We start from the raw sequence: 21,438 nt of genomic DNA, 5'->3' as shown, positions 1-21,438 counted from the left end.
TTTTTTCCCTCATAATTACGCTGGTGGAAAGAAAACAGTGGTCAGCGTACGCTGCCACCCTTAACCAATAGCCACTTTTACCCGTTGGGTCAATGGTGAAAAATTATCCACCCGTCACAATTCCGCGCTAAAGTCGCGATCATATTTTCGACTCCAGGCCGGGGTGATAGCGTAATTCACTGAGGGATCTCAAAAAAAAACGCCCCTCGCCTTTGTCGGCAAGGGGCGCGGCTTTTACACGCGGTAACGCATTTTAGTTGGCGTGGGCTATCTGGCCGGCCATGCTGGCGATCTCCTGCTGCCACCCCTGCGCCAGGGTACGCACCAGCGCATCATAGCCATTCCCCTGCTGCGGGAGCACGATGTGGAACGCCTTCTGCATCAGCGTCCCCTGGTGGCTCAGCAGCCACTCCCCGGCCACCACCACCTTACCGTCATAGCGTCCATAGAACGCGTTGACGTTAACGGTCAGGGTATCCTGTCCCATCTCCAGCGGCTGAGCTGACACCAGCCACCCGGGCATCCCGGCGCTGAGGCCGGCCACCAGCGACTGGGTCAGCTGCTGGGCCAACGGACTGGCCCACAGGTTATTGCTGGCCGTCACGAACTGCACATCGTTCTGCTGGTAGACCACCCCCATTCCCCCGAGCAGATCGGTGACGTTCACCGGCTGCACCCATAGCTGGCGCGCCTGTGGCGCCGTCTGGACTACGCTGGCTTTGGCCGCCGACGTCGTCGGCAGCTGATAGTAAGACTTCTGATCGCTCGCGCTACAGGCGCTCAGCGCCAGTACCGCCAACAGCATCATCCCTCTCTTCATGGTTTGGCTCCCTTGGGATGCGGATCTTTACCCGCCGGTGCCTCAAACACCAGCGCGTTGCTCTTCTGATTCAGGGTGCGCAGCACCGGCTGCAGCTCGCGCAGCACCTGGTCCAAATGCTGCATGTCGCTCACCATCTGGTTATAGGCCGGAGAGCCCGGCTGAATCCCCTTGATGGTCCGATTCAGCTCGATCAGCGAGCGCTGCAGATCGCTCGGCAGCGACTGCATCGCCTTGCTGGACAGAATATTATTCAGCTGCCGCAGCGTCTCCTGCGTCTTCAGCATCGTCCCCTGGCTGGTCTTCAGCGCCCCGGTCGCCGCCGAGATCATCGGCTCCAGCGGCAGCGCATTCAGCTTATCCAGCACCGCCGTGACCTTCTGCTGCAGCTGTGCCAGCCCGCCGCTCACCGTCGGCATAATCGGGATCCCGTTGATGACGTCAGGGCCTTTCCACGGCTTGGCATTGGGGTAGAAGTCCAGATCGATATACAGCGCACCGGTGATCAGGTTGCTCGACTTCAGCGCCGCGCGCAGACCGCTGTGGCGGATCCCCAGCAAATGCTGGCGCAGGTCAAAGTTGTCACCCATGTTCTCTTCAATGCGCTCAGGCTCAATATGCACCAGCACCGGAATGCGGTAGTTGGCATCCAGACGCTGATCCAGCCCTTTCACATAGTAAGGCACCTGCGCCACGGTTCCCAGCCGGATACCGCGGAACTCCACCGGCGCCCCGGCCTGCAGGCCGCGAATCGAATCGGCAAAGAACATCAGCACATCAAAGTGCTCGGTGTAGAGCGAATCCTGAATGCTATTCTGGTTATCGTACAGAATATAGTCGCTCAGGTTAGTCACCTCCTTGCCTGGCGTCAGGCCCTGCGGCACGTCGAAGCTGACGCCGCCGCTCAGCAGCGTCGCCAGCGACCCCATCTGCACCCGCATTCCCTGCGCCGACACATCGAAGGAAATCCCGCTGTCCACCCAGAAGCGGACGTTTTCGGTCACCAGCGTGTCATACGGCGCCGCGATAAACAGCTGATAGGTAATCTTCCGCGCCTTGGTATCAAACCCACTGGTCTCCACCGACCCCACGCGCAAACCGCGGAACAGCACCGGGTCGCCAGGATTCAGCTGACCGGCCTTATCGCTGACCAGCATGATGCGGATGCCCTTGGCATCCGGCGGCGCCAGCGGCGGCTGATCCAGCAGGTTGAACTCATGCTGCTCGCTATCGCTCGATCCCGGCTGCAGGCCGATATAGGCGCCGGACAGCAGCGTCCCCAGGCCTGAGATCCCTTCACGGCCAACCTGCGGCTTCACCACCCAGAATACGCTATCCTTGCGCAGCAGCTTCTCCATGCCGGTTTGCAGCCGCGCCTTGACGATCACCTGATTCAGGTTATCGCTCAGCGTCACGCTCTCCACCGTACCGACGTCCACGCTGCGGCTCTTGATCGCCGTTTTCCCAGCGATGATGCCCTCAGCGTTTTGGGTGATCAGCGTGACCTCCGGCCCCTGATGGCTGAAGTGGTAAAAAATAATCCAGGCGCCGATCAGCGCGGTCAGGATGGGAATAATCCAGACCGGTGACCAGCGCTTGATACGCTCGATTTTAGCCGTTGTTTGTTCATCCACCTTCAATTACCCCTACTCCCCTGTTGGTACTCTGCTCTCGCGATCCCACAGCAACCGGGGATCAAACACCATGGCGGAAATCATGGTAATAATGACCACGGCGGCAAACAGAATGGCGCCGATATCCGGATAAATGCTCATTAAGCGCCCCATGCTTACCAGCGACGAGAGCACCGCGATCACAAATACATCGATCATCGACCAGCGGCCGACAAACTCGACAATCTCATAAATAACGTGCATGCGCTCACTGTCCCGCCCGGCGCCGTGGCGCGATGCCCAGCACAGCCAGGCGATGGACAGGATCTTCAGCGACGGCACCATGATGCTGGCGATGAAGATCACCATCGCTACCGGGTATGAGCCCTCGCCCCACAGCAGGATCACCCCGGCCATAATGGTCGAGGTCAGCTTACTGCCCAGCGCCTGGGTGACCATGATCGGCAGCAGATTGGCCGGGATATACAGCAGCAGCGCCGTCACCAGCAGCGACAGCGTCCACTGCAGACTATTGCGCCGCCGGGCATAGCCCGTCGTCAGGCAGCGCGGACACTGATGCTGATCCGCTGGCAGGATCGCCGTACAGCAGGCACAGGAGCGCAGCCCCTGTCGTAGCCCGGTTTCGCCGCAGCGCTGCGGCAGATCACAGGGCGGCGCCGCAGCGATGTCATCCCACAGCAGCCGGCGATCCACCATCTGGAATGCGCGGACCTGAAGCAGGCAAAACAGGCAGTAGGCCCAAAAACTGCTGCCGACCCCCACGTCGCCATACGCCATCAGCTTAACAAAGCTGACCAGCACGCCGGCGAGAAAAATCTCCACCATACACCAGGCGCGGCACTGCAGCAGGACCCGCGCCAGCCCCACCCTGAGCATCGCCGGCAGCGGCACCCGTAGACACAGTAGGATGATCACCACCATACAAAATGCGGGGATCACCTGTACAAAGATCATAAACAGCGTGGCGATACTGACGTAGTTTTCAGACATCAGCATGCCGGGGATCTGGATCAACGTAATGGCATTGCTGATCCCGGCCACCGACATCGTGACGAATGAAAACAGGTTAGCCACCGCTAAAAGAAACAGCGCGCTGGCCGCATACAGCGCCGGCTGTAGATGCGGATGACGCCAGCGCATTGCCAGCGTCGTACCGCAGCGCGGACATACGCTCTTGGTGCCCCAGGTCAACCGAGGCAGCGCAACCAGCATGTCGCACTGCGGGCACAGCATATGGGCGTTTTCCGAATCCTGTTGACTGCACATTAGATTATCCGGTTATAAAAAAGCCTGATACGCTGCACGCTGGCAGCCATCAGGCTGATGATTATCCCTGCGACTATAGCCTCAATCAGCTGGCATTTTTTTGCGTTTCAAGGGATTCCCAGCGCGCATACGCCTGTTCCAGCGTCTGCTCGCACTCCGCCAGCGCCTGCAGCACCGGCTGCGTCTCGCCGTGCGGCAGAGAGAAGAAGTCCGGTGAGGCGACCTGCGCCTGCAGGGCCGCGAGCAGCTCCTCCTGCGCCTCAATCTGCTGCGGCAGCTGCTCCAGCTCCCTTAACTGATTGTAGCTCAGCTTATTGCTGCTGCGACGCCGCTCTGTTTTCGCCTCGGCCTTCAGCGCCTGCGGTGCGGCACCCGACGCCGCCGGCTGACGCAGCGCCTGCGAAGCCGCCTGCTGCTGATGGGCATCGGCATAGCCGCCGGTATAGCGGGCAATCACGCCATCGCCCTCAAAGATCCAGCAGTCGGTCACACAGTTATCGACAAACTGACGATCGTGGCTCACCAGCAGCACGGTTCCCGGGTAGTTGGCGACCAGCTCTTCCAGCAGCTCTAGCGTTTCGATATCCAAATCGTTGGTAGGTTCATCGAGCACCAGCAAATTGCTCGGTTTTAGGAACAGTCTCGCCAACAACAATCGGTTACGCTCCCCGCCGGAGAGCGCGCGCACCGGCGCCATCGCCCGCTTGGGATGGAACAAGAAGTCCTGCAGATAGCCCAGCACGTGTCGAGCGCGCCCGTTGACCATCACCTCCTGCTTGCCCTCGGCCAGGTTATCCATCACCGTCTTGTCCGGATCCAGCTCGGCGCGGTGCTGGTCGAAATAGGCGATCTCCAGCTTGGTGCCGCAGCGCACGCTGCCGCTGTCCGGATTAAGCTGACCGAGCATCAGTTTCAGCAGCGTGGTTTTACCGCAGCCGTTGGCCCCGACCAGGGCGATCTTATCGCCGCGCAGCACCTGACCGGAAAAGTCACGCACCAGCGTCTTATCGCCGCAGCGGTAGCTGACGTTCTCCAGCTCGAAGACGATTTTCCCAGAGCGCAGCGCCTCTTCGGCCTGCATCCTGGCGTTCCCCTGCTGCGCCCGGCGCTGGGCATGCTCCTGACGCATCGACTTCAGCGCACGCACGCGTCCCTCGTTACGGGTACGGCGCGCCTTGATCCCCTGACGGATCCACGCCTCCTCCTGCGCCAGTCGGCGATCGAACTCGGCGTTTTGCAGCTCTTCCACCCGCAGCGCCTCTTCCTTCCCGGTCAGGTAGGCGTCATAGTCTCCCGGCCAGGAGACCAGCTTACCGCGATCGAGGTCGACGATGCGCGTCGCCATGGCGCGAATAAAGGCGCGGTCATGGGAGATAAAGATGATGCTGCCGTTAAACTCATTAAGGAACCCCTCCAGCCAGGTAATGGTATCGATATCCAGGTGGTTGGTCGGCTCATCAAGCAGCAGGACGTCCGGCTCGCACACCAGCGCGCGCGCCAGCGCCGCCTTGCGCAGCCAGCCGCCGGAAAGCGCCGAGAGCGGACTGTCGGCCTCCAGACCCAGCTTGGTCAGCACATCACGAATGCGGGCATCCATACGCCAGATACCCTGGTGCTCCAGCCGCTCCTGCAGCTCCGCCAGCTGACGCAGGAGCTGCTCGCTGGGATCGCGCTCGACCTTGCGCAGCAGCTCATGGTAATTGCGCAGATGCTGCGCCTGTTCGGCCACGCCGCCGGCCACAAAGTCGAATACCGAACCGGCGACGTCGCGCGGTGGATCCTGCTGCAGACGCGACACCACCAAATCCTGCGCATACACGACGCGCCCATCATCCAGCGCCAGCTCGCGTCCCAGGATCTTCAGCAGGGTCGATTTCCCCGCGCCGTTGCGTCCGACCAGGCAGACGCGCTCATTGGGCTCGATATGCAGCTCGGCATTATCCAGCAGCGGCGCATCGCTAAAAGAGAGCCCGGCGCCGGAAAGACTAATCAAAGACATGGAATTACTGCTCCTCGCCGGCGTGGGTCACCAGCCAGCAATTGTGGATCTGGCGGTTACGGGCAAAGTCGGCAGAGAGCGTGCGCTCGGTGATCTCCTGCGCCTGCAGGCCCAGCTGCGCCAGCCCGGCCAGATCCATTTTGAAACCGCGTTTGTTGTTGGAGAACATGATAGTGCCGCCCGGACGCAGTATCCGAGCCAGATCGCGCATCAGATCCAGGTGATCGCGCTGCACATCAAAGGTCCCCTCCATTCGCTTCGAGTTGGAAAAGGTCGGCGGATCGATAAAGATCAGATCGAACTTATCCTCGCAGTGGTGCAGATAGCTCAGGCAGTCCGCCTGAACCAGGCGATGCTGACGCCCGGTCAGCCCATTCAGGCGCAGGTTGCGCTCCGCCCACTCCAGATAGGTTCGGGACATATCGACCGTGGTGGTCGAACGCGCGCCGCCCAGCCCGGCGTACACGCTGGCGCTGCCGGTATAGGCGAAGAGGTTCAGGAAGTCCTTACCGCGGCTCATCTCACCCAGCATCCGACGCGCAATGCGGTGGTCGATAAACAGCCCGCTGTCCAGATAGTCGGTCAGGTTGACCCAGAAACGGGCACCGTACTCATGGACCTCCATGAATTCGCCCTTCTGCGCCAGCTTCTCATACTGGCTTTTTCCCTTCTGCCGCTCACGGGTTTTCAGGATCAGATTATTGCCTGAAACACCCATCACCGACTGGGTCACGCTGACCACGTCAAATAGACGCTGGCGCGCCTTCTGCGCATCGACGCTCTTCGGCGGCGCATACTCCTGGACCACGATCTTTTCCCCGTAGCGGTCAACCGCCACGTTGTACTCTGGCAGATCGGCATCGTAGACTCGGTAGCACGTCAGCCCCTCTTGCCGCGCCCACTTATCAAACTTTTTCAGGTTCTTACGCAGACGGTTGGCATAGTCCTGCGCCACCTCGCCGCCGCCGGCCTGCGGTGCCGCGCTCAGGCGGTAGTTCTTCTGGACACACTCCAGCGGGCCATTCTTCGCCTTAAACTGGCGCTCGGCGCGCAGCTGCAGACAGCTCAACAGCTCCGGCGAGGCGCTGAACAGCGACAGCTGCCAACCACCGAACTCCCGCTTCATGATGCGCCCCAGCGTGTTGTGCAGCGCGATCAGCGCCGGTTCGCTCTCCAGTCGCTCCCCATAGGGCGGGTTGCTCAGCACCGTCCCCTGCGGCCCTTCCGGCAGCGGATTGTGCAGCTGAGCCACATCGCCACCGTTAAAGGTGATCAGGGCGGCCACCCCGGCGCGACGGGCGTTAGCGCGCGCCATCTCCAGCACGCGGCGATCGAGATCGTAGCCAAAGAAGCGCGAGGTCGTCTGCTCCAGCCCCAAACGGGCGCGGCGCTGCGCCTCTACGCGTACCTCCTGCCACAGATCGGCGTTGTGACCGAGCCAGCCCATAAAGCCCCAGCGCTCACGCTGCAGCCCCGGCGCCCGATCGGATGCCATCATCGCCGCCTCGATCAGCAGCGTGCCAGAACCGCACATCGGGTCGACCATCGGCGTACCCGGCTGCCAGCCGGAGCGCAGCACCACGGCCGCCGCCAGCGTCTCCTTCAGCGGCGCCTGGCCAGTCAAATCGCGATAGCCGCGCTGATGCAGCCCATCGCCGCTGAGATCCAGCGATACGATCGCCGTTTCGCGCTGCAGATAGACGCTGATGCGAATATCGGGATCCTGCTTGGCCACGCTGGGACGCGCATCGATGCTCCGCGTAAAGCGGTCAACGATGGCATCCTTCACCTTGAGGGCGCCATACTGGGTATTGCGGATCTCCTCATTGGTGCCGCTGAAGTGCACCGCAAAGGTCTTATCGATGCCAAACAGCGTCGGCCAATCGATCGCCTGTACGCCCAGGTACAGATCCAGATCGCTGTAAACCTTAAACTCACCCAGCGGCAGCATGATGCGCGACGCCAGACGGCTCCACATCAGACTCTGATAGAGCAAACGCCCATCTCCCCTGAAATGCACGCCACCCTGGACAATCTGGCAGTCATGCGCACCGAGCCCTTCCAGTTCATTTTTCAGTAGTTCTTCGAGACCGCGCGCGGTGCTGGCAAAAAGAGATTTCATGTTTTCACTATCGCTATCAGTCAGTTATGGATGATATTCGCCCACATTGGCTCAGGAAACACCTGGCGAACGACGCGAAAGCGCGCCGGTTGGGGGGAATAAACCCGATATTTTCCACTTTTCCCCGCCGCCACGCCATCCCCACAGCGTTTTTTTACGTATTTTCTCCTCCGCCCCTCGACGACGGCGTCGACATTGGCGCCCGCGCCCGTCGCTATCCGCAGGTCTGCGCCCTCTGCAACGGCCCCCTCACCGCGAGCCCGGACACGGCCAACGCCGGCGCAGCAGACAAAAATCGCCTGATGGAGTAGGCTACTCCACTTTGGTGAGGCAACGCCTCTCAGGCTTCTAGGCAAGGCTCGACGATTATGCGTAGGCTGAAACACCCCACTCAACACGCCTCATGGAAGGTTAGGGCTGAACAGCATCAGTTTTGCTGGCTGTTTATCTCACTGATCGGCGTATTCTTTATTAACCTGATCCCGAACCTTGGCGATCTGCAGTCCAAATCCCTCATCTGCCTGACGCTGCAGGGGATCGCCGGGTTTAATGTAGTTCTGCGCCGCAATCGGGCTTTCGTCACGGTTCCGATCGTACTCAATATCATCATCTTTCTGTTCTTTCCCCACTCTCTTCCCTTCATCTTATTAGGGAAGATGCTGTACCTGTATTTCTTTACGCTGGTCACCGTCGTCGTCGTCCGCAAGGTTATCCGCGCCGCCTCCGCCGACGGCGAAATGGTATTTGCTGCCCTCAGCGGATTTCTGCTGATCGGCTATATCGGCCTCTTTATCTTTTCCAGCATCGAGGTACTACAGCCGGGCTCGTTCAAAGGCATCAGCGACAATCCGCAGCAGATGTTTAACGACCTGTTCTATTACTCGTTTATCAGCATATTGACCGTCGGCTACGGCGACATCGTCGCCGTCTCTTGGCCCGCCCGCAACGCCACGATTTTAGTCGTATTGATGGGCTATATTTATTCGCTGGTCTTTATTGCCAGGATCGTCAGCGACTTCCCTAAGCTGGGGCCGCTGTGCGGCGATGATGATAACAAGACTGAGGAGAAACCGCGCACCACCGACGGCGTAGAGCCGCCCAGCGCCCCACGCGACGGCGCAGCCGGCGATGCGGATAGCAAGACGGAGAAGATAACCCCACCCCGCCGACGGCGGTGAGCCGCCCAGCGCGGCGGCGCAGCCGGCGATGCAGATAGCAAGGCGGAGAAGATAACCCCGCCCCGCCGTCCGATAAAAATGGCGCAGCAAAGAAAACGGCCCGCCGCCATAGGATGGCGAGGCCGCCCCCCTATGGCATACCCATCGAGCCCCGTCGCACGCGCATTCTATATCGCGTTGCGCCCCAGCGACGCCATCACGCGCTGCACATCGCCACGATCTATCATGCTAAGAGTAATCAATTTATATTAATCACTCTCATTTTTTATATTTTAAAAATCCATTCCAAAGCTTAATTAATTAAATATTTCCTCTATTCCCTCCTTAAGGATATATATTGATAGATTTACTTTAGATTACAATCGCACGCCAATCATGGCCTTTGCCATAAAACGCCCTCTTTATCCAATCAATATCCCGTCATGCCGCTTATTTTTGGTATTTTTTATCGTTAATTGACAATATCACGCTCATTTAAACCATCTTGGCGACAGGGAGATGAGCGCACTCACCATCTTCACAAGAAAAATATTTTGAATATACTACGATTGCTTTCACAGGAAATTAAGTTCAATTCATTACACATAGAGCAAAAGAATTAATACAACAAAACAAATATAAATAATGAATTATCAGGATGTTTTATGAATAAGGGAACGCCATTACGTTCAGAAATAAGATGCTTTGCTACTGCGACGAGAAAACAGAACCGGCTATGTTCGGGTGAGCTCTCCGAAAATCAATTCTGGCTATTGGTTGAAATATCCCCCATCAGCAGCGAGAAAATTATTGATGCGATGTGGGAGTATTTAATACTTGGCCGTACCAGAAAAGAGATCTGCGAACGGATTGGCGTCAGCAATGGATATCTTAGCACCAGCCTAGGACGCCTGTCGCATATTCATCACATTGTTTCGTGTCTTGCCTGCTACTACAAGACATAGGTGTACAGTGCTTTAACGATAGCCTCACTGTTACTAACGCATCATCGAATGCGCCGTGAGCCTCCGCTGCAGAACTATTGGAATAGCGCCGCAGCAGTACATTATATAGTTAATTGATTTATAAGCTCTCTCACCTGAGAGATAACAGGACTTATTACATGTCAACTAAATACTTCGTATTCGCGGCGCTGGTATTCCCCCTTATCGGCAACGCCGTCGCGCTTGATACACAAACGAGAAGCTATAGCATAACCCTAGGCGCATCTCGGATCATTTTTGATGCTGACAGCGATAGCTATAATCTCCCCATTGAGAATCAGCAATCCTATCCTATTCTGGTCGAGTCTCGGGTTATGGATGAAAAGTCCGAGAAGAAATCCCCAGACTATATTGTGACACCACCGCTGTTCCGCTTGGACAGTGGGCAAAAGAACACCATATCGATCATTAAAGTCAGCCCCCATTTCCCTCACGACATTGAGTCCATGCACTGGATCTGTGTTAAGAGTATTCCACCAACCGAGGGAAGCGCCTGGAGCGATAACGATAAAAACAGCGGCAAAGGAACCTTAAACGTCAACGTCATGGTGAATAGCTGTATTAAATTAATTACCCGCCCATCCTCTTTGAATATCAAGGATGCGAGCTATGCGTCGGCGCTAACCTGGCAACAGAACCAGGGTGCGCTTACCGTTACAAACCCAACCCCCTATTTTATTAACTTCAGAGGTATAAAAGTTAATGGTCGAAACATAACGCCACCGATCGCCATAAAGCCACAGGGAGTCTATCAATTTCCACAAAAAAATATTGCCAATAAAGGGGAAAAGATTACCTGGAACCTGATTAATGACTACGGCGGTACGACCCGTGACTACCAAACCCTGCTCAACTGAATACTGCGGACGAATATAAATTAGCGCTAAGTTAGCCCAGCCCATACAGACAAGGAAGCGTCAACAATGAAAACAAAGATCAAACCGCTTATCGGGTCAATGATATTGGCTGGATTACCCTACAGCGCAAGTTCACTCGCGCAGTCAGAAACATTCTTTTTTGATTCCGCGCTGGTGAATGGTCATGACGTCAGCCGTTTCAACGACGGTCAACAGCTGCCGGGGACCTATCTGGTCTCTGTTGCGGTGAACGATTCCAGAAAGAAAATAACAAGCTATCAGATCGAGTTCGGCTACGTGGATAGCACGCTAACGCCCAATCTGAAAAAAGAGGATTTAGTTTTATTCAATATTAACCCTGATGCGCTGAAACTACGCTATCGACCGGGGGAGAAGTACATCGACTTCCGTCAGGGCGATCTACAGTTTAGCTTCGCATTTTACGGCATGAGCCTGGTGCTGTATGCGCCGGCTAAAGCAATCATGAATAAGCCCAGTGAGCTAGCGCATGAGTCTCAATGGGACGATGGCATTACCGCATTCATTTTAAACTATGATGCCAAAGCCTGGCACCGTGAGGTTAAGTTTAACGCCCCGTCCAGCGAATCTTATTCGCTCTCACTGGCCCCGGGTCTTAACGTGGGCAGCTGGCGTTTACGCAACTCGGGTCTATGGCAACGCAGCTACAATGGCGAGAGTACCTACCAGAACGCCTATACCTATGCGGAAAGCGATATACGATCGTTAAAAAGCAAGCTGTTGATCGGTGAAAGCAGCTCCGGCTCTGATATTTTTAACAGCATCCCCTTCAGAGGCATCAAGCTGGCGACCTCTGACAGCATGATCCCCTTCTATGACAGAACGTTTGTCCCGGCCGTACGGGGCATTGCCAGCGGCGTCGCGCAGGTAGAGGTACGCCAGAATAATTACCTTATCTACAGCACCGAAGTGCCGGCCGGCGCCTTTGAGCTCACGGATATTCCCGCGCTACGGGGCGAAGATATGGAGGTCACGGTCACCGAAAGTAACGGCACCGTCCAGCATTTTACGGTTCCCTATAACACCCCGGCCATTTCGCTCAAGGCCGGTAGGTTAAAGTATGAGATAACCCTGGGGAAATACCGCCCTTATTCAGATACAGAAAACGACGACTTTTTTAGTAACGCCACGCTGATTTATGGCTTCAACGATTTTCTTACCGGGTATACGGGTCTCCAGGCCAGTAATAAATTCTGGTCTGGGGCGCTTGGGCTGGGGTTTAATCTGTATCGTTTTGGGGCTCTGTCCATCGATGGCGTGTCTTCTCGCAACGGCTATCATGATAATGAAACCGGCAGCGCCCTGCGTATTCGATACAGCAAGCTTATCAACGAAACCAATACTTCGTTCAATCTGGCCAGCTATCGGTACGCCTCAAACGGCTACAGCACATTCACCGACGCCATGGCGCCCCGGCGCACTCGCTCCCCAGACCCATGGAGAAAGAAACACGATAGCAGCATCAGCCTGAAGCAGGATCTGTCCCGCTTTGGTTCTCTGGATTTATCCTTGCGAGCCACCGACTACTGGGATAAAAAATCCGAGTCGTATGCCAACGTAAACTACAGCACCTCCCTCTTTGGACGCGCCAGCCTATCGCTGGGCTGGAACCGGGTTCTCAACGCTGACTATCGCCATCAGGAAGATATATTCTCCGCTGCTATCTATGTCTCTCTGGGAAGTCTCATCGGCGCCGGAACCAACTCCAGCCTGAGATACCAGATCCTCTCCGAAAGGGATCGCAGTATCAGTAACTCTCTCTCGCTGAACGGCATAGCCTATGACAATCGCCTGTCATGGAATATCAGCCAGGGGATTAATAGTAAAAACGACGACAATAAGAGAACCTCGCTCAGCGCTGCATTAACCCATCCCTTTGGCGCTATTAATGGCATGTATAACTATAGCCCATCGGTGACGCAGTTTGGCGGTGGAATTAACGGCAGCATGGTCTTACACCGCGGCGGAATCACGCTGGGGCAGCGGATCTACGGTGCAGCTGCGCTCCTGGATGTAGACAACGCCGCCGACATTGCGGTCACCAACCGCAGCGGGGTGAAAACCGACGATAACGGTTTTGCCCTTGTTACCGCGCTCAACACCTATCGAAAAAATGACATTTATATCAAGCAGGCTGACTTAAACAGTCAAACGGAGATTAAACAGACGGTCTCCTCGGTTATTCCTACCGATAACGCCCTGGTACTCGCCAGCTATAAGGCGGTCAGCGGTAAAAAGGCGCTATTCCACCTCAGCGGCAGCGATGGCAAGCCACTCCCCTTTGGCGCGGTGGTCGCCACAGAAAACCAACATAGCGCAGGTATCGTAGGTGACGTTGGCGAAGTCGTCTTAAGCGGATTATCGGACAGCGGCGTACTCCATATTCGCTGGGGAAACCATAGCGGACAGCAGTGTCGTATTTCCTATGCACTGAAAGAGAAAAACTCCGTTGGCTTATATATATCGGCGCTCACCTGCTCATAGTCTTTAGTTTTACTCGGTTTTATTCCTGGGCTGAGTAATGGGTAAATAGTTGGACAGGGATCAACTCACAATCAAGCTTACTATAGAAATGAGGTTTACTATGAATATGACCAAAACATTAGTCTCTGCATTTGTTGCCGCTTCCTGCCTGGCCGCCAGCGGCGCGGCGATGGCCCGCTACGCTGATTTCGGGGAGAGTAACCCATTTGTCAAAAGCTATATGGAAGCAACGCTGACCACCAACGTGCTCGATAGCACCACCGCCCGCATTGTTGCCACACCGTCCCCCTTTACCGTCAGCACAACCGATGCCTCTCGGCCGGGCACGGCGCTGGCCACTTTATCTATCAACGCGATGGATATCATTGGCGGTGACTCAGGTAAGTCAGACGTGAGGGTCGACATTCACGACGACTACTATGATGACGCTAGCCAAAACTGGCTTTTTAAAAACGAGAACGGCGATACCATCAAAGTACGCCCCCAGGGCGATAGTGGTACTTGGTCGAGCAACGGCGGACGGAATATTGCGGCACACACGACCGGCTTGACTGACCTCAATAGTGAAGTCCAGTTCGTTACGGTACAGGAGGATGGTAATATCGCCCCAGGCAGCTACTCCATGCCGGTTATTGCCACGATCAACTCCTTCTAATACTTTATTCCTGCATTATCCTGTGATCTCAAGCCCCCGTATTGGGGGCTTTTTATTTTTCTCGCCGCATAGCGCAAACAATGGGTAAATTAACGCCTGTAATCTGCCGCCATCGGACAGCAAAAAGCCAGTGCCTAGGCACTGGCTTTTGGGACAAGATAAAATAAGGCCGCGTCGTCGCGGCCTACGCCTGCTTATTTAGCAATAGCGCGCATGGCGTTATCGATCGCCGTGATCAGCAGCATCTGCGGATCCGCGGCGCACGCCTGATTCAGCTTGTCGACAACGGCTTTATCTGTATCCGCGGTCTTGGCAATTTTCAGACCACGACTTTCAACGCTGGCGTTGCCCATAATGGCCACGATTTCCGCAACCCCCGCGCTATCGGTCTTCGCCATTTCACCCGCATCGGCGCAGGTCATATACACTTCCGCCGGCAGACCCGATTTAATATCGTAAGACTGTGCCCATACGGCCGGCGCCGCCGCCAGCGCAGAGACCAAGAATAATACCTTTTTCACATTCAATTCCTTCTGTTTTATTGGATCCGGCCGATGATCGCGCCGCCGGCGCCGCCGACGACCGCGCCCTTGATAGCCCCTTCGATACCGTTGCCGGACAGAACGCCGGCGACAGCGCCGACGGTCGCACCAATGGTAGCGCCTTTACGGGCTTTCTTGCCTTTATGGCCTTTCTCACTGATAGCCCCGACCCCGGCACCCAGCGCCGCACCTTTCAGTACGCCGTTGACGCCGTTACCGGACAGCAGTCCAGCCGTAGCCCCCAGCAGCGCACCCTTGGTAGTGCGGCTCGGACCGGCCAGCGACGCCGTTGAAAAAGCCAGCAGCGACACGGTTGTCACTGCGATCAGCGTATTTCTCACCGCCGACGGGAATCTCCCTGACGCGTCAAACATATCAACCTCCCTTGATGATCGTGACGTTTGGCATGCGGCGCATCATAACATGAAGAAAAACGGGATTGCCCGCCTATTACCGGATATTCGTCCAAATAAAGAACAAAACAGCACAGAATTGAGCGATTTTCAGATTATTACCTAAACATCGTCATAGCACGCGGCGCACGTGAGGTGCATCGGAGAGGAGCGACAGTAAAATATTTACCCTGCGTAGGCCAGCGCGGTATCGTCAGACGACGTATCCTGAGCGCACAGCGGCAGCAAGCGGTCATGCATCACCTTAATGGCCTCCCCCAGCATCAGCGTCTTACCGGACAGCGCCAGCGAGGGCTGCGCCAGCAGACACAGGCTGGCGCTGGCGCCCGGCGCAATCACCAGCAGGCGGCCCCAGGCCGGCGTATCGAGCAGCTGCACGCCGACCAGCTCTCCCGGGGCAGGCACATAGCGGCCGGGCTGCGGCGCAAAGTACCAGCTTTTAGGCATCATCGGCTTCAGGAAGCGCTGTGCGACCAGGGCATTCAGCACCAGCTCGGCACGCTGCGCCGTATCCAGCCCGCACGCCTGACAGCGCTCGGCAAAGTGGTAGTAGCTCGCGGCATCATCAACACAAAAGGTACTGACATCAAAGGCATCCGGCGTCAGCATTTTAGAGGGAAAGCGGGAGCGAAAGACCATGCCATTCGCCAGATCCAACATCAGACGATCGTGCTGCCGGTCAAAGAACCAGCGCCAGCGATCTCCGGGCTTTATATTCATGCATTGACCCCCACGCCAAAAAAATCCATGGCAACATAACGGTACTGCCAAGCAATGTCACGCGACGCTACGTGGTTAACTCAGCATTTGAATAAATAAGCAGCGCACTGTTGAAAATATAGACTAGCCCGCGACGAAAATAAAGTCCCGGGCTAAATAGGCAGGATTAAAAATTAGATATGGTTAACGATTTCTTTAACCAGGCCCGGTCCTTTAAAGATAAAGCCGGAATAAATCTGTACTAAGGATGCCCCCGCCTGCATTTTTTCGCGGGCGGCAATCACTGAATCAATGCCGCCGACGCCAATAATCGGCAGTCGTCCCTGCAGCTCGGCAGAAAGCTGGCGAATAATCTCGGTGCTTTTTAACTGCAGCGGGCGTCCGCTCAGGCCACCGCTTTGGGCGCAGTGATTGAGCCCATTGACCAACGAACGATCCAGCGTTGTATTGGTGGCGATCACCCCATCAATTTGATGACGCACCAGGCTATCGGCAATCTGTACCAGCTCTTCATGGCTAAGATCCGGCGCAATTTTTACGGCAACCGGCACATACTTAGCATGCTTTTGCTGCAGCTCGGCCTGCTTGGCTTTAATCGCAGCCAGTAAATCATCCAGCGCCTCGCCATATTGCAGCGTACGCAGCCCCGGCGTATTGGGAGAGGAGATATTCACGGCAATATAGCCGGCATAGGAATACACCTTATCCATGCAGATCAGGTAGTCGTCTTTACCCTGCTCTACCGGTGTGTCCTTATTTTTGCCGATATTAATCCCGAGAATGCCGCCGAAGTGAGATTTTTTGACATTCTCCACCAGGTTATCCACGCCCAGATTGTTAAAGCCCATGCGGTTAATTAACCCTTCCGCCTCAACAATGCGGAACAGACGCGGCTTTTCATTACCCGGCTGGGGGCGCGGCGTAACCGTGCCCACTTCGATCGATCCGAATCCCATGGCGCCTAGCGCATCAATGCACTCACCATCCTTGTCCAACCCTGCGGCCAGACCGACCGGATTTTTAAATGACAACCCCATGCAGCTGACCGGTTTGCTCGGCACCGACTGGCGGATCAGTCCGATGAGCGGCGTGCCGCTGATGCGATGCAGCTGCTTGAACGTAAACTCGTGCGCGCGTTCCGGATCGAGTTGAAAGAGGGCCTTCCTGATAAAAGGGTAGAACATGAGATCTCCTGATTCCCGTTGCCAAACGGGGCGCTATTATCAGGGAAGTCGTCATCAATTGGAATTGATTAAAGACAAAAAGAGCCCTATAAAAGCAAACGTTTTACTCAACCGCGTCAACGGCGATGATTCCCCGCGCATTGATTAGCTATCATATTGTTTGTAAATAACATTATAAAGGCCACGCCGGAGAGCGCGTAAAACGCCGCAGGACCGCGGCGGCCCGACGCCCTGCGGCGTCGTTTCCCCAGCGCACGTACGTACGCGAACCACTTACCGGAGCCGGCGTGAAACGGCCCCGCTGTGCGAGGCCGGGGTTAATCCTGCCGCTCATCATCCAGATGAAACTGATGCAGAATACGGTGAGCCAGCGGCGCCAAGATCAGCCCCAGCGTCGTCATAAACACCAGGCTGGTGAACATGCCATAAAAGGCAAAGAAGATCTTCCCCGCCAGGCTCTGCGGCACAATATACGGACCGATGCCGTTGGCGATAAAGGCGCTGTTGAGCGTCGCGTCATGCCACGCGATAGCGTCATCGAACAGAAGATGCCCCGCCACGCCGATCGCCAGGGTAATAATAATTAACAGCAGCGCGCCGGCAAAATGCAATAGCATCCGCTTAATAAACGCTCTCAATGATATTAATGGCATATCACGAGATTCGTACATATTCACTCCCCCGCTGAATCCGCTGACGCAAAAAATAAAGCCCCGTTCAACAGCGCTCGCCGGGGCGCGGCAGAAACGCGCCAACGACGCGCCCGTTAACTCTAGCTTAGGCGGCTTTATGACATTGGCCCATGCGGCGCGGGCCTCTCGCCGCTATTTCGCACGTTTTGCTCCGCGACGATCACGGCCACGAGTATGGCAGACGCAGCGCCAGATTGACTGCGGCGGCTACGGCATGGGGAGCACGACGCGTAAACGTGCGCGGCCAAGTCCCTCTATCGCGCGACTCCGCGCGCTTTCCCCGCCGCGCTGTTCACTAAAAGGTGTAGGTGAAGCTGCCGGCAACCAGCCCGTCACCATCGGTATTGAGCGATGCCCCCGCGGCGATAACGGCCTGCGGATGAAGGCTCAGGGCCGCCTCCAGATAGCCAGTTGCCAAGCCATGCGGATAGCGCTTTACCGGCGCTGGCATCAGACGCCGGGCATCGAGCACTCGGTACGCCTCGGCCCACTTTGCCGTGTCCATCAGCTCATACTGGTAGCTGGCTTTGGCCGTCAGCGTCAGCTCGTTCGATTGCATGATATGAAGCCGCTTGCTGAGCTGTCCATCGAGCAAAAGCTGGTTCGAGGCGTGATCGGCGGAGTCCACGCTCGCATTATTCCAACCGTTGCCTCCCCTCTCCTGAATCGCGCTATGACTGAAAAACGTGGAGTGAAGCCCCGACGCGACGCCGGCGTAAAAACCATCGGCAAGGTAAATGTCTTTGGCCAGCATATTTTTTATAGCCACGCTATAGGCGTTAAAATCGGCCTTACGCCCTAACCCCTCTCGACGATTGCGTGAGAATCTGTTTTCACCATAAATCGTATTGACCATCAGGTGATAGGATAAGACGCCAAAGTCATGTTGATATGAATAGCCAGCCAGCACCGACTTAACTTTATTAGCAGCGTCATTGTCGTATTGAATATCACTATGCTGATAGCCGACAAAGACATTATCGCCAGAGAATAAAATATCATCTTTGGCCAAGGTCAGCGACACATCGCTATTGGTATATTGGATAGTCCCGGGCACACGCTGACTATTCTCGGATTGCCTCGCGAAAAACACCCCCAGCTTCCCCCAGTCGTCGGCATACACAAATTCGGCATCTGACGACGCATGGCTACCATAGCCCCCCTTAATATAAGACGACGCCGTCCTGAGCTTCGTGGCGATATCGAATAAATCGTTGCTGCGATTTAAGATCGTGGCGCTGATATTGGCATAGTCTCGCGCGGCGATGTCATAGCGCTGAAGATAGATATCCCCTTCGCCTTCAAACAGGATATACAGGTTATCCTCATCCTTTGTCATTGAGGTATAGCCATAGGAGGGTGAGTCATACACCTGGATGGTGCGCCCGGTATTGGTGGTAATATAGATACCATCACGGTTAGCCCGCTCCGTCGCCGTGCTGTAGCCAACCAGATAAACGCTGTCATCCAGAGAGAGCGAGCTCGTCTCGGCGCGGGAAATATTCTCCGGCAGGAATGCTTCCTCTACCCGCTCCCAGCGCTGGCCGTTGTCCTTTGTCCGATAGACGACCCGCGACTTGCTCTCCCGCGATGTCTCGGACTTGGCGGCCAAATAGATATGACCATCGTGGTGGAATACGCTGCTCTCGGAGGTGATGTCGGGGAGATCGTCCACTCCCGTCCCCGGGGCACCCACAATTTTATCATCGGGGCGTAGCCAGGCTGAATTCCACGTTACGCCATTATCCGATGAGTAGAGATATCCTGAGGTTACCGTCGCACCGCTTCCCACCAGGCTACTGTCCCTATCGTGATGCCACGCCTGAGCGGCGAGATAGAGCGTGCCGTCGTGATACATCCCGGAGCCCGGGCCCTGCAGTATATATTTGTAGCCCGTCGGCGCCAGATCGTACAGACTGGTGCCCCGATCCCATGTTTTTCCGCCATCGTCAGAGGTAAACATAAAGAAATCAGAAACGCGGCTGAGCGGTTTACTGGTGATAAAGCGATCGTTGTAATAGCCGAACAGAAACGTACTCCCCGAGTCTGGGTTGTACACGATGGCCGGATCGGAGATTTGTCGCTTACCATTAAAACTGGGGGCGATATCGTGGATCTCACCCCAGGTGTCCCCCCGATCGTAGGATATTCTATAGCCAAAATGCACATCCTGATTCTGACCTATATCGCTGGTACCGACCGCCCGGGCATCGCTGACGGCAATAAGCGCCCCACCCTGCGTGACCGTAATCGCCGGAATACGCCAGCCATTATTTGCCGTTCGATCGTGTTCGGCAAAAATCAGCATGGGTGCATGCCAGCCATCATGTGGCACCCCGCTCTCCATCACGCTCACCGCACGTACACCGGACGAAAGGCTTAATAGGCAGCCCGCCGTTAGTAATAATAAATTATTATTCATAGCATGATACCCATATCAATAAATGGTTTTAATAATAAAAAAGGCGTCTTCAAAACAGACATATCCTTATCCGTACAGCGCCGTATATCTGATGCAATAGGCGCCGCGCCGGATCCAATTTAATAGACTGGGGCAATCTACTATTATAATTATTGTTCTATAGTTATCCCGTTTTGAATCTATATGACAGAGTGCTTTTTTAAACAGAGGATTTATTTGATATCACCAAGTTATCCCTACGCTGTCCAATATTAGCGAAGTCGCAGAGTTACGCTCACGGCGGCGCGTGGGGCGTGATGAAACGCCGGCGCAGAGCGTCACGCCCCGGCGCTATATGGGGCTCGCCGTGGGAGCGGTCGGCATCGGCTACGCGCCCGCGGCGAGCGGCGGTAAGATCCGTTGCAACGGCGCCGCCCCGCTCGCGCGGAAACGCGGATGGGGCCCGCCGGGATCCCCGCCGCCGGCAGGCGCGCGATTCCAGAGGCGATCGGCCAGCCACGCGTAGACGCTCGCCTTCAGCGCCGCGCGGTGGCGAATGCACCGCGGATTGGGGGCAACGCGGGGAGTGTCAATCAGCGCCGACGGCACCATCAGATGACGCCGCGTATGATCGCGCTTATCGTTGTCGGCACCGAGCACGCGGCTGCGTCCAGACAGCGGAGGGCGTCATCGGGGGATGATTGATTCATTATTATTCCCCCGCGCCTCGGGGGAAAGGAAACCGCGAATACCGTCCATGGCCAACCGCGGTAACAGTCGCGTTAGATGGTGATGCTCTCGATAAGCCCATCTATTATTTATATACGCTAATCTCGACCAGATTGCCGTCGGGATCGCGCAGGTAGAGGCTATCAATCGGCCCCTGTGCGCCGGTGCGCGGCACCACCCCTAGCACAATCTCCAGCCCGCGGCTTTCCAGCTCGGCCTTGATTTGCTCGATATCGCCTTCGGCGACCAAGCAGATATCCATGCTGCCATAGGTCACGTGTTGCGCCGCCGGGGTAAATTCGGCCTTCTGGCGGTGAATATTTATTTTTTGATGACCAAACGTCAGTGCTAGGCGACCATGGCGGCTGTCCAGCGACATCCCCAGACCGGCGACATAAAACGCCAGCGTTTTCTCCACATCCTGCACCGTAATCACTACATGATCTATGCCTGTAATTAACATAAAACACCTCATGATAAATCAGCGTAATAAATATAATGTTCCCTGGTGTTTCATCCACGGCGGCAGCAACGAATGAATAGGCTTACACTAATCGGCGCGCCGGACGCAGGCAACGGAATTTTACGCCATCGCCGATCCCACTGTGGAAACCACCGCGCGTCGCCGGCGGATATCCCCGCCCTGGGGGTGGCTCGACCATTTCAGCAGATAGCGCGTACAGCCTCCACGCTGCGCCAGCGCACGGCCTGCCGCCTGCC

At 56.1% G+C, this 21,438-nt stretch carries 18 protein-coding genes; 6 read left to right on the top strand and 12 right to left on the bottom strand.

What is annotated here, in order from left to right; all coding sequences use genetic code 11:
• Positions 1-253: 253 nt before the first annotated feature.
• From pqiC to rlmKL, 5 genes are all read right to left on the bottom strand, one after another.
• Entirely contained in the window at positions 254-820 is a 567-nt protein-coding gene (gene pqiC / locus L1P05_RS06190) for a membrane integrity-associated transporter subunit PqiC (RefSeq protein WP_012848122.1), read from the bottom strand.
• The gene (pqiB, locus tag L1P05_RS06185) at positions 817-2,460 is read right to left on the bottom strand and encodes an intermembrane transport protein PqiB (RefSeq protein ID WP_012848121.1); all 1,644 of its coding nucleotides are present in this window, start codon (positions 2,458-2,460) and stop codon (positions 817-819) included. The genes pqiC and pqiB overlap by 4 nt, the downstream gene beginning before the upstream one ends.
• Positions 2,461-2,466: 6 nt before the next feature.
• The gene (pqiA, locus tag L1P05_RS06180) at positions 2,467-3,720 is read right to left on the bottom strand and encodes a membrane integrity-associated transporter subunit PqiA (protein ID WP_012848120.1); all 1,254 of its coding nucleotides are present in this window, start codon (positions 3,718-3,720) and stop codon (positions 2,467-2,469) included.
• An 85-nt stretch (positions 3,721-3,805) separates the two neighbouring features.
• Positions 3,806-5,719: an ABC transporter ATP-binding protein gene (locus L1P05_RS06175; RefSeq protein ID WP_012848119.1), complete on the bottom strand. Its 1,914-nt coding sequence runs from the start codon at positions 5,717-5,719 to the stop codon at positions 3,806-3,808.
• 4 nt (positions 5,720-5,723) lie between these two features.
• Positions 5,724-7,841, bottom strand: a complete 2,118-nt coding sequence (gene rlmKL, locus L1P05_RS06170) for a bifunctional 23S rRNA (guanine(2069)-N(7))-methyltransferase RlmK/23S rRNA (guanine(2445)-N(2))-methyltransferase RlmL (RefSeq protein WP_012848118.1) — start codon at positions 7,839-7,841, stop codon at positions 5,724-5,726.
• Between the two features lie 26 nt (positions 7,842-7,867).
• Between rlmKL and L1P05_RS06165 the strand changes: the two genes are divergently transcribed.
• The 6 genes from L1P05_RS06165 to L1P05_RS06140 all read left to right on the top strand — a co-directional run bounded on the left by L1P05_RS06165 (position 7,868) and on the right by L1P05_RS06140 (position 14,037).
• Positions 7,868-8,152, top strand: a complete 285-nt coding sequence (locus L1P05_RS06165; RefSeq protein ID WP_015461260.1) for a hypothetical protein — start codon at positions 7,868-7,870, stop codon at positions 8,150-8,152.
• A 57-nt stretch (positions 8,153-8,209) separates the two neighbouring features.
• Positions 8,210-9,019 (top strand): potassium channel family protein, encoded by an 810-nt coding sequence (locus tag L1P05_RS06160; RefSeq protein WP_012848115.1) that lies wholly within the window; start codon positions 8,210-8,212, stop codon positions 9,017-9,019.
• A gap of 644 nt (positions 9,020-9,663) precedes the next feature.
• Complete coding sequence (locus tag L1P05_RS06155) at positions 9,664-9,963, top strand: PapB/FocB family fimbrial expression transcriptional regulator (RefSeq protein WP_012848114.1); 300 nt, start codon at positions 9,664-9,666, stop codon at positions 9,961-9,963.
• Between the two features lie 158 nt (positions 9,964-10,121).
• Positions 10,122-10,859 carry a fimbrial biogenesis chaperone gene (locus tag L1P05_RS06150; protein ID WP_012848113.1) on the top strand — a complete coding sequence of 246 codons (738 nt, stop codon included), beginning with the start codon at positions 10,122-10,124 and terminating at the stop codon, positions 10,857-10,859.
• Positions 10,860-10,925: 66 nt separating this feature from the next.
• Entirely contained in the window at positions 10,926-13,382 is a 2,457-nt protein-coding gene (locus L1P05_RS06145) for a fimbria/pilus outer membrane usher protein (RefSeq protein WP_012848112.1), read from the top strand.
• Positions 13,383-13,482: 100 nt separating this feature from the next.
• Positions 13,483-14,037 (top strand): hypothetical protein, encoded by a 555-nt coding sequence (locus tag L1P05_RS06140; RefSeq protein WP_012848111.1) that lies wholly within the window; start codon positions 13,483-13,485, stop codon positions 14,035-14,037.
• Positions 14,038-14,231: 194 nt separating this feature from the next.
• Here the strand turns inward: L1P05_RS06140 and L1P05_RS06135 are convergent, their stop codons facing one another.
• The 7 genes from L1P05_RS06135 to L1P05_RS06105 all read right to left on the bottom strand — a co-directional run bounded on the left by L1P05_RS06135 (position 14,232) and on the right by L1P05_RS06105 (position 21,181).
• Positions 14,232-14,558, bottom strand: a complete 327-nt coding sequence (locus L1P05_RS06135; protein ID WP_012848110.1) for a YmgD family protein — start codon at positions 14,556-14,558, stop codon at positions 14,232-14,234.
• A 17-nt stretch (positions 14,559-14,575) separates the two neighbouring features.
• Complete coding sequence (locus tag L1P05_RS06130; RefSeq protein WP_015461257.1) at positions 14,576-14,920, bottom strand: glycine zipper family protein; 345 nt, start codon at positions 14,918-14,920, stop codon at positions 14,576-14,578.
• Positions 14,921-15,157: 237 nt separating this feature from the next.
• Entirely contained in the window at positions 15,158-15,712 is a 555-nt protein-coding gene (locus L1P05_RS06125) for a cell division protein ZapC (RefSeq protein WP_012848108.1), read from the bottom strand.
• A gap of 173 nt (positions 15,713-15,885) precedes the next feature.
• On the bottom strand, positions 15,886-16,896 hold the full coding sequence (gene pyrD / locus L1P05_RS06120; protein ID WP_012848107.1) for a quinone-dependent dihydroorotate dehydrogenase: 1,011 nt from the start codon (positions 16,894-16,896) through the stop codon (positions 15,886-15,888).
• Between the two features lie 317 nt (positions 16,897-17,213).
• Positions 17,214-17,513 (bottom strand): hypothetical protein, encoded by a 300-nt coding sequence (locus tag L1P05_RS06115; protein WP_109729014.1) that lies wholly within the window; start codon positions 17,511-17,513, stop codon positions 17,214-17,216.
• A gap of 370 nt (positions 17,514-17,883) precedes the next feature.
• On the bottom strand, positions 17,884-20,010 hold the full coding sequence (locus tag L1P05_RS06110) for an exo-alpha-sialidase (RefSeq protein WP_226079131.1): 2,127 nt from the start codon (positions 20,008-20,010) through the stop codon (positions 17,884-17,886).
• A 793-nt stretch (positions 20,011-20,803) separates the two neighbouring features.
• Positions 20,804-21,181 carry a VOC family protein gene (locus L1P05_RS06105; RefSeq protein WP_012848103.1) on the bottom strand — a complete coding sequence of 126 codons (378 nt, stop codon included), beginning with the start codon at positions 21,179-21,181 and terminating at the stop codon, positions 20,804-20,806.
• Between the last annotated feature and the right edge of the window lie 257 nt (positions 21,182-21,438).

Source organism: Edwardsiella piscicida, assembly GCF_021733145.1.
In the GTDB taxonomy this organism is placed as follows: domain Bacteria; phylum Pseudomonadota; class Gammaproteobacteria; order Enterobacterales; family Enterobacteriaceae; genus Edwardsiella; species Edwardsiella piscicida.
This window is presented reverse-complemented; position numbering and strand designations above follow the sequence as displayed.

Coding starts and splice junctions, on each gene's coding strand:
- pqiC (WP_012848122.1), bottom strand. CDS start 820: ATGAAGAGAGGGATGATGCTGTTGGCGGTACTGGCGCTGAGCGCCTGT.
- pqiA (WP_012848120.1), bottom strand. CDS start 3,720: ATGTGCAGTCAACAGGATTCGGAAAACGCCCATATGCTGTGCCCGCAG.
- L1P05_RS06175 (WP_012848119.1), bottom strand. CDS start 5,719: ATGTCTTTGATTAGTCTTTCCGGCGCCGGGCTCTCTTTTAGCGATGCG.
- rlmKL (WP_012848118.1), bottom strand. CDS start 7,841: ATGAAATCTCTTTTTGCCAGCACCGCGCGCGGTCTCGAAGAACTACTG.
- L1P05_RS06165 (WP_015461260.1), top strand. CDS start 7,868: ATGGATGATATTCGCCCACATTGGCTCAGGAAACACCTGGCGAACGAC.
- L1P05_RS06160 (WP_012848115.1), top strand. CDS start 8,210: ATGCGTAGGCTGAAACACCCCACTCAACACGCCTCATGGAAGGTTAGG.
- L1P05_RS06155 (WP_012848114.1), top strand. CDS start 9,664: ATGAATAAGGGAACGCCATTACGTTCAGAAATAAGATGCTTTGCTACT.
- L1P05_RS06150 (WP_012848113.1), top strand. CDS start 10,122: ATGTCAACTAAATACTTCGTATTCGCGGCGCTGGTATTCCCCCTTATC.
- L1P05_RS06145 (WP_012848112.1), top strand. CDS start 10,926: ATGAAAACAAAGATCAAACCGCTTATCGGGTCAATGATATTGGCTGGA.
- L1P05_RS06140 (WP_012848111.1), top strand. CDS start 13,483: ATGAATATGACCAAAACATTAGTCTCTGCATTTGTTGCCGCTTCCTGC.
- L1P05_RS06125 (WP_012848108.1), bottom strand. CDS start 15,712: ATGAATATAAAGCCCGGAGATCGCTGGCGCTGGTTCTTTGACCGGCAG.
- pyrD (WP_012848107.1), bottom strand. CDS start 16,896: ATGTTCTACCCTTTTATCAGGAAGGCCCTCTTTCAACTCGATCCGGAA.
- L1P05_RS06115 (WP_109729014.1), bottom strand. CDS start 17,513: ATGCTATTGCATTTTGCCGGCGCGCTGCTGTTAATTATTATTACCCTG.
- L1P05_RS06110 (WP_226079131.1), bottom strand. CDS start 20,010: ATGAATAATAATTTATTATTACTAACGGCGGGCTGCCTATTAAGCCTT.
- L1P05_RS06105 (WP_012848103.1), bottom strand. CDS start 21,181: ATGTTAATTACAGGCATAGATCATGTAGTGATTACGGTGCAGGATGTG.